Origin of the sequence: Marinobacter nitratireducens, from assembly GCF_000708045.1 — a bacterium.
In the GTDB taxonomy this organism is placed as follows: Bacteria; Pseudomonadota; Gammaproteobacteria; order Pseudomonadales; family Oleiphilaceae; genus Marinobacter; species Marinobacter nitratireducens.
Genome location: NZ_ANIE01000009.1, coordinates 358,193 through 373,103, shown reverse-complemented (window position 1 = coordinate 373,103; position 14,911 = coordinate 358,193). Strand labels below are relative to the sequence as shown.

Annotated in this window: 8 protein-coding genes; 1 reads left to right on the top strand and 7 read right to left on the bottom strand. The window is 51.8% G+C overall.

Annotation, left to right across the window (positions count from 1 at the left end; translation table 11 throughout):
• Positions 1–575: 575 nt before the first annotated feature.
• Positions 576–1,979 (bottom strand): hypothetical protein, encoded by a 1,404-nt coding sequence (locus tag D777_RS15700; protein ID WP_036134077.1) that lies wholly within the window; start codon positions 1,977–1,979, stop codon positions 576–578.
• Positions 1,979–7,030 carry an AAA domain-containing protein gene (locus D777_RS15695; RefSeq protein WP_051669148.1) on the bottom strand — a complete coding sequence of 1,684 codons (5,052 nt, stop codon included), beginning with the start codon at positions 7,028–7,030 and terminating at the stop codon, positions 1,979–1,981. Before D777_RS15695 ends, D777_RS15700 begins: the two co-directional genes overlap by 1 nt.
• Positions 7,031–7,541: 511 nt before the next feature.
• Here D777_RS15695 and D777_RS18340 point away from each other — a divergent pair.
• Positions 7,542–7,928: a hypothetical protein gene (locus tag D777_RS18340; RefSeq protein ID WP_160171441.1), complete on the top strand. Its 387-nt coding sequence runs from the start codon at positions 7,542–7,544 to the stop codon at positions 7,926–7,928.
• 1,011 nt (positions 7,929–8,939) lie between these two features.
• Here D777_RS18340 and D777_RS15685 read toward each other — a convergent pair.
• From D777_RS15685 to D777_RS15665, 5 genes are read right to left on the bottom strand one after another with little or no spacing between them, the layout of a single operon-like run.
• A complete protein-coding gene (locus tag D777_RS15685) occupies positions 8,940–9,758 on the bottom strand; it encodes an ABC transporter ATP-binding protein (RefSeq protein ID WP_051669147.1) in 819 nt (272 codons plus the stop codon).
• Positions 9,759–9,772: 14 nt separating this feature from the next.
• Positions 9,773–10,849 (bottom strand): FecCD family ABC transporter permease, encoded by a 1,077-nt coding sequence (locus D777_RS15680; protein WP_036134074.1) that lies wholly within the window; start codon positions 10,847–10,849, stop codon positions 9,773–9,775.
• A 1-nt stretch (position 10,850) separates the two neighbouring features.
• Complete coding sequence (locus D777_RS15675) at positions 10,851–11,852, bottom strand: iron ABC transporter permease (RefSeq protein ID WP_051669146.1); 1,002 nt, start codon at positions 11,850–11,852, stop codon at positions 10,851–10,853.
• A gap of 2 nt (positions 11,853–11,854) precedes the next feature.
• Positions 11,855–12,781 (bottom strand): ABC transporter substrate-binding protein, encoded by a 927-nt coding sequence (locus tag D777_RS15670; RefSeq protein ID WP_227501800.1) that lies wholly within the window; start codon positions 12,779–12,781, stop codon positions 11,855–11,857.
• Entirely contained in the window at positions 12,781–14,892 is a 2,112-nt protein-coding gene (locus D777_RS15665) for a TonB-dependent receptor family protein (protein ID WP_036134072.1), read from the bottom strand. Before D777_RS15665 ends, D777_RS15670 begins: the two co-directional genes overlap by 1 nt.
• Positions 14,893–14,911 lie beyond the last annotated feature (19 nt).

Here is a 14,911-nt window from a genome sequence, read left to right as displayed (position 1 = left end):
GAGTTCCCCAATAGCTTTTCCGTCAGGCGAAGCCCGCATGTTGCGGCAGAATTTCTCCTGGAGAGCGTTATAAGAGGATGATGGGGAAACATCGTCGCCAAAATTCCTGCATCCCGAAGCCCTGGGTCTCGATACAGTGATTCCGCGAAATCGCAATCACCAAAAGGAGACCCATATGTCAAAGTCAAAATCCGCTCAACGCTCCACCCAAGACGCCAATCATCATGCAAATTAGCTGAACCCAAACTATGGCACCAATGGAACAAATCCTGCGAATGGCCATGTGCATGGCAACCGGAGCAAGCAAATAAGCCAACGTAAAAAGTGATTCGCAACAGCCCACACTCCCTGTGGGGACAATCTTTAAAAGAGATCCTATGTCAGAGAATCCATGCTTTCCGACCCAGGGCGAACTCGTTCAGTTCACGTTCAATTACTTCGAGCTGATGTAACGAACCCCGACAACCCATTTGTGAAGCTCAAGCGCAACCAGACCTATAAACTATAGCCTTTAGAATACGGCAAACATAGCTTACTGAGCACCCGATTCATTAATTGGAAAAGTGAAAGCCTCGTTATCTATTCTCTTCTTGGCTATACTGTCTTACCAACGGGCCGTAATTTCTTTTTTCCATATGCGTGTCATAGCGTTGCAGGTATGACTCGAATTCTTGATGGATACGATCTATATCTGATTCATCTGTCGTGATGAACCCAAAAGGGATAGATACTGACTCACCTGGATTTTGTAAGTAAAAGCAGAGCATAGAAACTACTCCTGGCACTGAAATAACTTCTACTGATCCACCCAGAAAACCTTCAGAAACCTTTATGGCCTTGTCCTTCATAGGGCCGAGTGCTTTTTTCCATAACAATTCCTGATGCTTATCCTTGCTACCCGCAACGGGTACATAAAGTTGGGTTCGAAAACCTTTGGTGGAGTTAATTAATTCCGCAACTCGGCTAAAGGATTGATTGCTCATTAGCCAGAAACGATCAGAAGGCGCCAACCAGGTACACGAGACAGTAGATTTACTATCTTTGAGGAACTTGTTAAGGATAGTTGATAGCTTGTTCCAGTTAGCGCTATATGTAGGTGAGCCTAAAAAGTATGATCGACCAGATGAAGGGTCAATTCTTTTGATCGCCAATACGGCTAGTGCAGTAAGGTCAACGCCATCCGGTGTAAAACAACCTAGTAATTCGTTTTCCTCTAGCGAATCTAACGCAGAAATAATATCCTGAACATTTGAGGCACTAAATGAATTAAGGAGCACTTCGTTAAAATTCTTTTGAATTTCATCGATTTCGAAAAAACGGCTATCTGAATGCCGTTCGATTGAGTTACGCTCAGTATCCAGTGAAAATGTGATAGAAAACTTGACATTATAGTCCTTGTTTTTTCTGACATCGGACAACTTGTAGAGCTCTACTTTTCGAATATCATTAACGCCTTCAAAGTTTATCGATTCTTCCTCAAAAATATCAATGTAGTTTCGCAGGAATGCCGATTTAGCATAGCTGACACTATTGCTGAGCTTTTCCGTTTCTGGAGAAAGACGTATGGCATTGAGAGGAGTGCTTATCTTGTCATCGGATCGAATTAGACCAAATGACAATAGATCAAATTTGAAGGTACTGGTGCCTTCGAACAATTTAGTGATTTTCGGGCGACTGTCAGAAGGCCCATCAAAATAATTATGAGCCTCAGATGTCAGCTGAATATTGCCTTCGTTGTCCAAAGAGATTTCGTTCAGGCTGACCAATTGTGACACAGCTATGCTAATCTCTTTTTCAGTGAGACCAAGAAACTTCGCCAACTGGGTAGATGACATATTCCCCACTTTCAACAGGCGCAAGATAAACTCGCGGATGAAGGATAGGTCACTTCTCCCCACCAGCGTGTATTCAAACCGAAAGGCCTGAATAGGTAGTGCAATATCTATCGTCATCAGCGGAATCAAAGTGTGATTTGCCATTATCGCTTCCTTCCCTTTTTCACCATCTGTTTCGCTGGCACGATGCGATACTCATCGTTTTGATGATTTTGGATATACGAGGTGACTTGTCCAAGTGGCAAGGAGGCGTTTTCACGGTTCCACATTTGCATGGAGCCAACAATCAACAAACGATCCATAGCGCGGGACATGGCAACATTGATCCGGTTAGGTTCTTTCAAAAACTTAGGTTTTCGATCTTTGCCATTGCGGGTGATAGACACAATGATGATGCGATTCTCTTTTCCTTGATAACTATCAACGGTATCAATTTTGATCAGGGTTCTGAACTCTGGTCTCCAGGCTAATTCGTTGAACTTTCTTCGTAAGAGTCGTTTTTGAGCGCCATACATACAGATAATGCCAATAGCGGGTTCGTCTGAAGAAACCAAGGAGGCAAGCTTCTCAACATAGTCGGCATTAGCTTCAATTTCTTTTAAAACGGATAGAATTTGATTGATTTCTTCAAGATTGACTAGGCTCGTACCATCTTCACTGTCGAAGCCGAACTTACATTCTGACGTATCCAACCAGGTCACAGGTGCTTTCAAAACATCGATGCCGTCATTATAAAAATCGGGGATTTCTCGATCACCGGTGATCAAGGGTTGTTCATAGAAAGTATCTGAAACCAGTCGACTGATCGGTTCGGCCATACGGTATTGGGTTAGAAGGCTCTTTCCGACGGCTTTGCCATATGGAGAGAGAAACGCCTTTTCAAAATCACTCTTGAAAACTTCCTTTTGGAATGGCTCCACTCTTGGAACACCCAGTTTTCTCAATATGGCGTTTTTATGCTCTTCTTGAAATAGAGGCGGCAATTGTTTGTGATCCCCAACCAGTAAAATACGATTGGCAGATTGCATTGCAATAGCAAGCTCTGAAGATATAGAACGTGCCGCCTCGTCGATAATCACCCAGTCATATTGGATCTGATTTAAACCTAGATGCCCTAGCCCCATCCCTACGCAAGTACCACACACCAAAGTTCTGGACCTGGCCAGAAACTCTTCATAGCTACCAGGATTTGAGGAAAGCCGATCTCTGTAATCATTTACCAGCTCTAACAGGGCGCTTACGCGTCTATATTCATGAGGCCCAATACCATAAAGCGAATTAAGGTGTTTATCGACCTTCTCAGCGATACTCCCAAGCTCAAGCTGCCTGACCTCAATTGAGTAAGATTCGTTGAGTTCAGATATGATTTGATCACAAAGCGCTTCCAGGCTGGACGACAAGCTGGCGGACAGTTGCTCGTCCGAAGAGTCAACAAGATCGGCCTGCAAACGAAGTGCATTTTTGACTTTCCTCTTGATACCAAGCTCGGCATTGAGAACGGCATCAATGTACTCTGGCTCTAACTTCAGTGACGGCTGAATAAAATGAATCCGCTCCCTAAGCTCTGCGATAAATGACTGTATTCTTGATTCGATCAAATTGCGCGAATAAACATCTTTAAGCCCCTGGGAAACTGATGCTTCGGAGTTGCTAAACCGAACAATATCGATCGGCGATTCCAGTCGGGTACAGTGTTTCCGGATACGCTCAACAGCCGTATTGACGGCTTCATGCGATTGACTAACAAGCAGTATGTGCTGCGCATTACCTTCAGTCAGTAAGTAATGCACAAACGCGGAGATAAACTCCGTTTTACCGGTACCTGGCGGCCCTTGTAGAAGTGACAAAGGTCCTTTGCTAAACAGAGTTTTGAAAGCATCCCTTTGCGCTTCGTTCAGACTGACTGTTAAGTTGCCCTCTTCGTCGTATTGATCATAGCGATCTAACTGCTCGTCAGTGGGAATATTTTTATAATCGGTAAAAGGCTTATCTATATAGGGTTCAAAATAGGACGCCAGATCGGGTATGACAGAATTTTTATTGAGTACCCTCTCCATCGCTTTTTTACGGCGATTGTAGGAGGCTCGGTCTCGTTTCGTGCGGAGGTACAAAACTTCGCCAGTCTTAGGGTAATTCTTACCAGAGCTCAGCGGGATTCGCATCTCTGAGCTGGTGGACTGGTCAATGTTGACCTTTCCAACGACAAACTCCTTGTCATCGACCTTTTTGATGGCGATAACAGCGTCTTCTTTAGAAAAACGATCAAGCACTTCGTTGTCTGAATCATAGGGAATAACCAGTTCATTCTTTCGAAGATCAGGCTTCGGCTCATCAGCGACTTCAATGCTTGGAAGCGCTTCAGTTTCTGTTTCTAAAATGGCCTTCCATATGTTCTTTGTTGCAATCTTTTCATTCTTTATTGAAGCAGTAGATTCTTCATCATACTCGGCATCAGCAAGCAGCTTTTTGAGCTGCTCATCAATATCTTTGCTAAGTTTCTCATCGACCTCTCTGTTATTAGTGCTTTCCTTGATAGCCGCTTTACTGTCAATAAGAAATGTTTCGTGAGCCAAAAGATAAGACTGAAGTGCTGAGGTATCCGTATGATAGTCGGAGGGTTCGATGTTGATCTTGATGGGGAGTGCTAACTGGCTTTTATCCCGAACCCAAGGTGGAATATCATCGGTTTTTCGAGGCACCAGTCCGCCTTCGATGGCTTCGTTTATGGGGTTAAAGAAAATCGTCCAGGATGAGTCCACGCCAGACAGCAATACCTTGACCGAATCTGAGTTTTTCGTGGAGGGTTCATAAAACAGAAACAGCTCACCGTTATCAGGTAAAAGACTAATAGCCTCGTGGAAGTCCTGGCGAGATAGTTGGACGTTCAGCTCTTCGATGGACTCAGAGGAGGATTGATATATCTCTTTGAGTGACTGACTAAACCTCTCTAACGAGATAAACCCAGAGCTATCAGATTTCTCTGCCTTGATGATTTCAAGTAACTGCGGATGCGAATTTTCTTCATCGAGCTTATCCCAGTTGAGCCCAAGGAGTTCACAAGCCATTCGAATAACCGCATAGTTATCGCGAACAACCGCCGATGCGTTATGGATCGCTTCGGGGCTATATCGATGATTTTTGCCTTCTGTTGCCCCAAGCTTAAAGTCGGGTAAGTCAATGATATAGACGTTTAGTTCATCACCTTCGGCCAGTACCAGTATATTGCCTGGATGGATATCACCATGAGTAATTTCACTTTCATGTAAGAAGCTAACGTGACTAATTAACGCTCTTATGGCTTCGAGTTTTGTTTCGTCTAAAACATTGCAAGTTGCCCATTCATCCCATGTAGGTGCGTCAATAAAATCTTGGATCAGATAAAGCTCGGACTTATGAGTAATGCCCTTGCCTCGAATACTTGGGATAAAATCGATCCCAAGCCATTGAATTTTTTCTACCTTCTCAAAAAAAGCTTTGCATGAAAAGATGCTTCTGGAATCATCGTTTTCGAGAGCATTGTTCCAGATTTTTACAAGTAACTGACCTGATCGATAGACCTCTTTAGCATCGTTAGAAGATATTTCCTCATCTTCGACGTAGGTTTTATAGAGTTTAACCTCAGTTTTGTACTGCTCAACAATAGAGCTATCAAATAGCTCAATGACCTCGGTCTCTGGCTGCGAATCGGAAAAAGCTATTAAAAATTCTTGGGCATTGCTGTAACGATCCTGCGGATCATGACTGATAGCTTTTCGTATGGCAGAAGCATACCATTCACTGGAATCTGGAATATTTTTTATAGCATCATCAATTGATGCGAGATTGAGGCGCTTGCCCTGCATTATCAGCCAAGTCAAAATACCCAGAGAATATATGTCACGATCATATTCGGTGCCATTATATTCCGAATTCTTTTCCTCAGGGATTGATATAATCCCTGAGCTAATTGCCTTACGCCTTTCCCCGACCGTTCCTGCTGGCTTATGGTAGGCCGACATGAAGCTGGACATGGCCATTTTCATGCCAGGAGAAAGCCATAGACTGTGATCCCCAATATCTCGATGAGCAATTTTTATATCATGTAGAGAGGCAAAATTATTCAGTATAATTTTGACAAGTGTCGCTCGCTCTTCTTCGTTGTATTTGGCAACAAAAGAGGAAACGAATTCGTTCAGACGAGAGTAGTTATGAGGGAGCTCAAAAAGCTCATAGAACTCCTCGGTAATATTATTTGGATCAACATTGGTCAGAGATCGAAGACAGGCGTTGTATAGATCCCCATCGTTTGAGCGTATGAATGACAAAACCTCTTTCTCGTGGCTGACAATCTTATAGCGTTCGTCTCTTGTTTTGCTTCCAATATCATTTAGTTCAGAGAAGTCCCATCTTCTAAGGAGCGCAAAGTCGTTTTTATTGTTCTTATTTTTAGATAAGAACTCCGTGTATATCGAATCGGTACTCTCAGGCGGGAATATTTTTTCAATGGCTTCGTAGCCATCCACAATTAAGCTTTTTGGCTTGGTCTCACCTTCGGAGAATATTTGATCAAAAACTAGTATGTCTTGGTTTAAGCTTTTATTTGCTTGCGGATGTGGTCGAAAGCGTTTGTTGTAAGCACCTTCGTTCGCAAGCTGGAGAAATTCACTGAGTGTGAGGACGTGTTCCTGTTCTCTAGGCGGTAGTTTGGAGGCATCAGCAGTACCTGTTAACACAACTAGAAAGTCTACCTTGGGACGGTCAAACTTGTGCCCTTCGAAGCTAGGAAAAGCCCTTCCACACTTAGCAAGTTTCGAGGTGAGTAGATGTACCTTGTCTTGTGTTTTGCTGACAGCTGATCGCTCTCTGAGCTCTCCATTTTGATACCAATTATCACCAGACGCAGTAAGCTCGCCATTCCAATGCTTCAACTCAACGATGATGACGTTATAGTGCGTTACGATGACAAGATCGAACTCTCCTTCGCCGCCAGCACCTGCAAGGCGAAACCCGGCATAGCCTTTCCAGGGGAACATAGCATTCCCTCCGGGCTTTAAAACCTTAAGGTCACTCAAAGAGCCGAGTTTTGCCGGTTTGGATTCTTGTGTCTGATTAGCACCTGAAAAAGTTTGAGCGATTTTTTCTATGGCTCGAACTTCGTGAAGCGTTAATCCACCTTCCCAGTATTTAACTTCCATTTTCTTCTTGTCATGCGACATTGATTAATATTCCAATGCAATTCAATTTAATACCTACGCCACCCTAAAACGTGTTAGAGGTGCTCTTCTAATCCATCCCAAGAGCCTTAAGCACAGGATCGGCGCGAAAACTCTTCTAGAATTTGGTGAACAGCTAAACCGGTATCGTCGAGATGTCCGCTGCATTGCTCATAGCCAACGCCGCTTTATTAGCCCCTGCATCAAAAGAAACTTGCTGGTACTTAGCGCGGTTTTCTACCGGCGTAACGCCCCCCCAGACTCATATCACCACCTGGTTTTAAAGAGGCTATGTGCCGTTGCGATACTTCCAACCGGTAGAGCCCGACAAACTAAACAAACCAGCCCGCACCACTATTCGTGAATTCAGATAATAACTGCCGCACTTTGGCGTAACCAGGTAGAAGCGGGCGGGCCGTCGCCGGTACCTTCACTGGCTTAACGACCAAAGTGAAGCAGTGATGAAGTATCGACAACTAACCAGACACAACGATACCAGATTTCAGCCCTACGCGTGGCCGGCAAAAGCCAACGGCAGATCGCAGCAATCCTTTGCTGCTACAACAGCAAGATCAGCCGCGAGTTGCGCCGGAACAGAATTCACGGCTACCAGCCCGAGATGGCTCAACATTCGCCGACCATCCGGCGCAGAGCCGCCTTCAAACGCCACAAACGATCGCAGTGGCTGAGGGATTGGGTGGCTGAGCGGCTGAAAGAACATTGGAGCCCAGAGCGGATTGCAGGCTTTATGCGGCGTATGAACATTCCGGTGCAAGTCAGTCACCAGTGGGTCTATGACTTTATTCATCGTGATCGCCTCCTGGGTGGTCATCTATGGTCCTTCTGTCGGCATTGGAATCACCGGGGGCGGGGGGCGCAAACGCAGAGCGAAGGAAGCTAGCCTCGGTAAAATCCTGAGTCGGGTCGAAATTGCGTGTCGCCCAAAAGAGATTGAGCATCGTGCCACGCTCGGCCACTGGGAGGGCGACACGGTGTTCCAGGGCCACAAACAATCGGACGTGGCGACTTCGTGGAGCGTCGCAGCGACTAATTGCTCGCAGGCCGCCTGAAGCGGTTTACGGCCAACCCGAAAACGCGCACGTTGATCAGGCTTTTGAAGCCAATCCGAGGTGCTTCTAGAACGCTGACGCTGGACAACGGCAGCAAGTCTGCAGAACACGAACGGCTTGCCAGTTAAGCGAAAGGGGCCAACTGTATCAAACACATCAACCGCGTGGTTGAGCAATTGAATAACCGGCCCTGAAAACGACTGGGCTACCAAGCATCGGCTGAGGTGCTCTTGGGTAAATATTTCGGGGCACTATAAATGAGCGGTGCTGCGGTTATTGGTTGAATCCACGATCTAAGGTGAAAACGATCAAATCGTGGTCGAACGATTTGATCGAAACATGATGGCAGGAATGCTAATGTTTATTTAATTCAACGATCTAGTTTTCTCCGGACCCTAAAGCGTGTCCGATTTCCGGACACTGAAATCCTGACAATTCTGCACTCCCCGACCCGACAAAATCGGATCCAAATATCCATTTAGAGTGCCTGGAGGGCACCGATCAAATGTCCTGTTTCCGGACATCGGTTACCTGACAGAGGTGTGCCACACTTCGGTGTTAATTGGCTTAAAATGCTGATATATCGGGGTTTTGGAGGCTGGTGTTTTTTGCTTTAGGTATTTGATCTTTGAGACTTTTCACCGATTTAGACCGGTTGCTGCCTACCTTCGAAGGCGCACTCCGGAGGCAGAGGTCTCAGGTTCGAATCCTGACGGGCGGGCCATTATTTTCAAAGGCTTGCGTGAAAACGCAGGCCTTTTTTGTTTGGCTGTGTCCAAATTGTGTTCATAGTGTGTCCGCAGTAACAGGATAGAACCCGAGTGGCGGCTGTGGGTTCCGGATTATGAGGTAGCGATACAACGGGGACGTTGCCTGGAGCGGCTTTGTGCCGATTCCGCAAATCCGCTGCAAAACGGGCGACCTTCCCACCCCGCAGTGATGCTTGTATGCACCCGAAATACCCGGTTGACGAGGGATTCAGTCATCACTTCCGCAGGGCTGCCGATGGTGTCGAGTTGGCCGTCAGCCAGCACCGCAATCCGGTCCGCAAATTGCGCGGCCTGGTTGAGGTCATGAAGTGACATGACCACGGTCAGTCCGTGTTGCCGGTTCAACGTGGACAAGAGCTCCAATACTTCCAACTGGTAACCCCAATCCAGAAACGTGGTTGGCTCGTCCAGCAACAGGATATCGGTCTCCTGGGCCAGTGCCATGGCGATCCAGACCCGCTGTTGCTGCCCTCCGGAGAGCGCTTCCACCGGTCGTTCCGCAAGGTCTGATACCCCGGTCATTGCCATGGCGTCGATGGTGGCGTTGTCGTCGGTAGTGAGGTTCCTTTGCCACCATTTCCGGTGGGGAAAGCGACCCAGTGCAATCAAGTCCCGAACCCGGATACCATCCGGCACAACCGGTTTCTGGGGCAACATGGCGAGCCTGAGCGCCAGCCGGCGCCGGTCCCATTGCGCAACCGGCCGGTTGTCCAGGAACACCTGGCCCGACCGGGGTGGCAGCAGGCCGGCAAAACTTTTCAGCAATGTGCTCTTACCAGACCCATTGGGCCCTAGCAGACAGGTGATTCCACCCTCGGGAATGGCAAGCGAGACGTTGTCGACAACCTGTTTGTCGCCGTAGGCCAATGAAAGGTGCTCGGTTCGTAACATGGAGAATTCCGGCCTCAGGGTTGACGCGATAGCAGATACAGGAAAAACGGGACGCCGAGGACAGCGGAGACCACGCCCACGGGTACTTCGTAGGGAGAAAACAGCGTTCGGCCGAGCAAATCTGCCAGCACAGCCAGCACCGCCCCCAACAGTACACACAACACCAGCTGGACCGGTAGATTGGCCCCGGCCAGTCTACGGCTGATGTGTGGGATCAGCAGGCCGATAAAGCCCACCGGCCCAACCACGCCGACGGCACTGGCCGCCAGTAGCGTGGCAATCAGCAGCGCAAAGGCACGCCAGCGGTTCAGGACCAGCCCCAGAGTGCGGACGTGCTCATCGTCCAGCTGCATGACTTCCAGAGGTCGCACGAGCAACGCGACACCGGCCAATCCGATGAACGTCCAGGGTAACAGCGTACGCAGATGCTCCCATTCGGCGCCATAAAGAGAGCCCGCCAGCCACTGAGCAACCAGTTCGGTATGAGCGTGGCCCCAGAAGGCCAGCGCGCCGGTGGTGAGCGCGTGCAACATACCGGCAAGCACCGCGCCGGTCAGGGTCATTTTGACAGGCGACAGGTGGCCACGTCGCATGCCCAGGAAATATACCGCCAACGCAGTTACCAGCCCGCCCGCCATGGCAAACAGCGGCAGGTACTGCAAGGCAAACGACGTGTTGTTATAGGGGTTGGCACTGGACACCAGCCAGTCCCCGACGATAAACGCAGCAACCGCCACCAGGCTGGCGCCGGCGGAAATGCCCAGAATGCCGGCTTCTGCCAGGGGGTTTCGGCTCAGCAACTGCAACAGCCAGCCTGACAGGGCGAAGTGAATGCCAATCAGGACGCCGGTCAGGGTACGAGGCAACCGTAATTCGAAGACCACTCGCTGAACGTGTTGAGAGCTTTCGCCGGCCAGTCCGGCCCAAACCTGAGCCCAGGTCAGGTCTATGGCTCCTAGCTGGACGCCCGCAACCAGGACCATGGCCAGGCTGAGCGCGCCGGCCAGAACCAGTCGGGCAATGGGGCTGGTGCAGAATTTGCGAAGACTGCGTTGGTCTGCCCGTGGCGTTGTCGTAGCCGGTTGGGTCACGTTAAGCGCTCCGGGGTGAGGTTCGCGAGTTGAGAAGATAAATCAGCCAGGGAGCCCCGATCAGGGCGGTCAGCATGCCAACAGGTAACTCCTGGGGAAAGGCCAGCTGTCGGGCCAGGATATCGGCGGCCAACAAGAGCAGCCCGCCAAGAAGAGCGCTCAGGGGCAACCAGTGTTGGATCTGGTTGCCGATCATCCGCCTGGCAATGTGCGGTGCCACCAGGCCGATAAAAACGATGGGGCCGGTGAAAGCGACCAGCGACGCTGCCAGCAACAGGGCCAGCAGCAGAAAAACCAGGCGCCACCGGCCGACGGCCAGCCCCATGGCCTGGGCGAGGTCATCATCCAGTTGCAACAATCGGAACGGCCGCTGCATGACCAGCAGGGCAAACAGCGGCGCCAGCAGCCAGGGCAGTACCATCTGTAGCTGTAACCAACCCCGGCCCATCAGGCTGCCGGCCAGCCAGTAGTACAGCTCGGACGCTTCCGCCCCGGACACCAGCAAAAGCCCGGTGGTCAGTGCGGTGGCCAGCGATGTGATCGCTATGCCGGCGAGCACCACGCGCTCGGGTTGGAGCTGCCGGCGACCGGCAATGGCAAAGGTCAGCGCGCCACCCAGCAGCCCTCCCCCAAGGGCCATCAAGGGTAACCACATCGCGCCCGGTGAGCTCAGGGTTCGAAGCGACACCACTGCCAGTGCGGCGGATGCGATCACACCGGTCAGACCAGGGGACGCCAGGGAATTCCGGGTAACACCCTGCATGACGGCGCCGGCAACGCCAAGGGCCGCACCGCCGAGAAGACCGAGCAAGTTGCGCGGAAGCCGCAGTTCCACCACAGAGATGCGCGTCAGCAGATCGCTACTGCCGTCCAGGGCCGCCAGCAACTGGCTCGGCGCGATCCAGCGCGAGCCCATCATGAGGCCCGCGACGAAAAGCAACGCCAGGAACGAGACGGTTGCGCCGTAGAGGACCGCCGGGCGAAGAGTGGCATCGTTAGCCATGGTTATTCCGGTTCCGGCGTCAGCAACAGACGCTGTATGTCGTCCAGGATTCGCGATCGTGCAATCGGTCCGGCACCCTCTTTCCAATACTGCGGCACTTCATAGACCTGGTCGGTGCGAACCGCCTTGAGATAGGGCCATATCGGGTTCATCGTGAATGCCCGTTGACGACTCGTCGGCAACAGTAGAATGGCATCCGGGTTGAGCTCCAACAGGGCTTCAAGACTGATTCGGTAGCCCAGCGGGATGCCACTGTCGGGATTCGGCGGCTCGCCACCGACATTGTCGAAGCCCAGACGCTCCAGCAGCGCCGTCGGCAGGAAATGATCGTAATAGATGAAGGGCGTTTCACTGCCACTGGTCAGCAGCGCCACGGTCTTGGTCTTGGTTGAGCGATGCTTGTTGCGCTCGGCAAGTGATGGAAAACGGCCCAGAAAGCGAGTGTTGAGCGCTGCGGCTTTTTCGGGCTTGCCCAGCGCCTGTCCCGCCAAATCCACCGCCCTCAGGCTGTCCTGAATAGTGATCAGATCCAGGGCCAGGAGCGGGGCAATGGTTTCGATCTGGTCACCGTCTTTCTCGGTATACCGGCGAATGGCGATGACAAGATCCGGCTGGACAGACGACAAAACCTCCAGATTGGGCTGGTGTCTCGGCCCGAGGCCACGAACACCGTTTAAGTGCGGCGCCAGGTACTCAGGCACCCCCTGCAGGCCATAGTCGGTGACCGCAACCGGCACGGTACCCAGTGCCAGCGCAACATCGGCCCCGAAGGTCGAAATCGCCGCCGGCCGGGTTGCCGCAGCGGACAACCGCAGGGTTTCCCCACGGTCATCCGTCAGCCGGATGGTGTGGTTGTCCGCCCAGCCTGATCCAGCCGAGAGCAGGACAACCAGAAGGCCCGTTGCAATCCGTTTCCGTAGGGAGACCATCAGAAATCCAGTTGGGCCTCCAGGATAAAGCTCCGGCCCGGCTGAGGTACGCGACCGACCGGGCTGACGTCCACACCCCGGAAGTAGTAATCCTCATCCAGCAAGTTGTTGACCGCCAGGCCAAGATTCAGGACACGATCACCCCCCACCGCGAAATCGCGACCGACCCGGGCAGTCACCAGGTTGTAATCCGGCAACTCGCCGGCGCTGCCATTGCTGGTTTCCTCTTCAGTATTGGCGGCATCGCTGTAGCTTTCGCTCACGTACACCCAGTTCACGCTGGCGTCCCAGGCCTGGTAGGTGTAGACCGCCTCGGCACTGACTTTATGGGTAGGCGCATTGGGAAGTTCGTTGCCCTCGTTGTCACCGGAAAGCTGTTCGGTATCCAGGAACGTGTAGCCCAGGCCCAGTTCCCACTGATTGTTGAGGCTCCAGCGATTCGCCAGTTCGATACCCTGATGGCGGGTCTCTCCGAGGTTCTCGAAACGACTGGTTGAGCGGTTGAACTGAATCTGATCCTCGTAGTCGATGCGGAACAGTGTGGCGGAAGAGAACAGGTCCGGGGTCACCTGCAGGCGAGCGCCCAGTTCGTGGTTCCAGGCGGTTTCATTTGCGACCGCGCCTTCACGGGTGGTCTGGGCGATCTGGACCGGCACCAGGGAACGCTGGCTATTGGCAAAGACAAACAGATCATCAGACGCCTGGTAGCCCACGGTCAGGCCCGGCAGCAGCTCCTCGGCGTTGTTGTCTTCCGTGTTGCCACTGAGGTTGTCACGGAAATCCATGTCGACGTCTTCGTAACGCAGTCCTGGCGTCACATTCAGACGGTCATTCAGGAAGGACACGGTATCGCTGACGTAGAACGCCATGGCCCGGGTGTCCAGATGCCAGTCACGTGCCACGGAGCGGTTACCAGAGGAGAGCTCCAGTCGATTGACATCGAACTCCACATCCTCGCTGACGAATCGCGCGCCCAGGGTAATGTCATGGCGGCCATGGCGAATCGCGAGCCGGGGCTCCGTGCCCAAAACGGTGAACAGGCGCGGTGAATCCGCGATGTGAGTTGAATCCAGCCCCGGGTCCGCCCAATGGCCATTGCCGCTGAGGTTCTGACCGAAGAAAAAGGTGCGGTCGGCGTCGTGCACGAAATTGCGCCACTGGAATTCCACGTTATCGGCTGGCGTATACGTCCAGGTGAAGGTGGCACGGCTCATGTCTGCCTCGTAGCCATCGTACGGGCGCTGACTCTGGGTGCGATCCTGCTCGTAGGCTTCAGGCGTCAAGGCGCCGGGAAGCTCGGCATCGACGCGGTAGTACTGCAGCTGTGAGGCCAGTTCATGCTGGTCGTTCAGGTAGTAACGGGCATCCAGGATCAGGTTGTCCACTTTGGTATCGGAGTGATCGCGAAAGCCGTCACCGCGCTGGACGTTGGCCTGGAACTGCAGGTCGAGCTTGTCTGTAGCCTGGCCTCCGACCCGGTAATAGGTGTCGGTAAAAACGTTGCCGGTTTCTTCAGCAATGGTTACCCGCTCACGAAGGGTCTGTGAGGTTTCCGCTGGAATCGGCTTGGTAACGAAGTTCACCACGCCACCCACGTTGTTGGGGCCGTAATGAACCGAGGCACCGCCCCGAACAATATCCACCGCTTGCAGGCTTGGAAGAGTAACCGGGAAGAGTGAAACACCCACGTTGCTGTAGGGGCCGATGGCGATGGGGTAACCGTCCACCAGAATCTGAAGCCGCTCACTGCGCAAAGGGTTCAGACCACGCACGCCGATATTGGGCAGAACGCCCGTGCCGGTTTCATCAAGCACTGTAACACCGGGTACCGGGCGAAGGGCGTCCTCCAGGTTCAGAGCGCCGGCATCCTGAAGCTCCTCTTCCTCCACCACCGTGCGGGCCCCCGTGTAGGTTCTTTCGGACGCTTCCGTCGGTGGCCCCAGCCAGTCTGCGGTAACGTTCAGGCCCGGAAGCAGGGCTGCAGCCTCAGCCTGCTCCTGTGCCTGGGCGCCGGGTGCAGTGCCCATGGCCAGCAGTGAGACCGGGAGCATGGCAATGGCTGCGGACAAAGGATGGCGCTTAAGTGGCGTTGAAACTTCAGACTTCGACATTGTGTTCTCCAGCACGCGT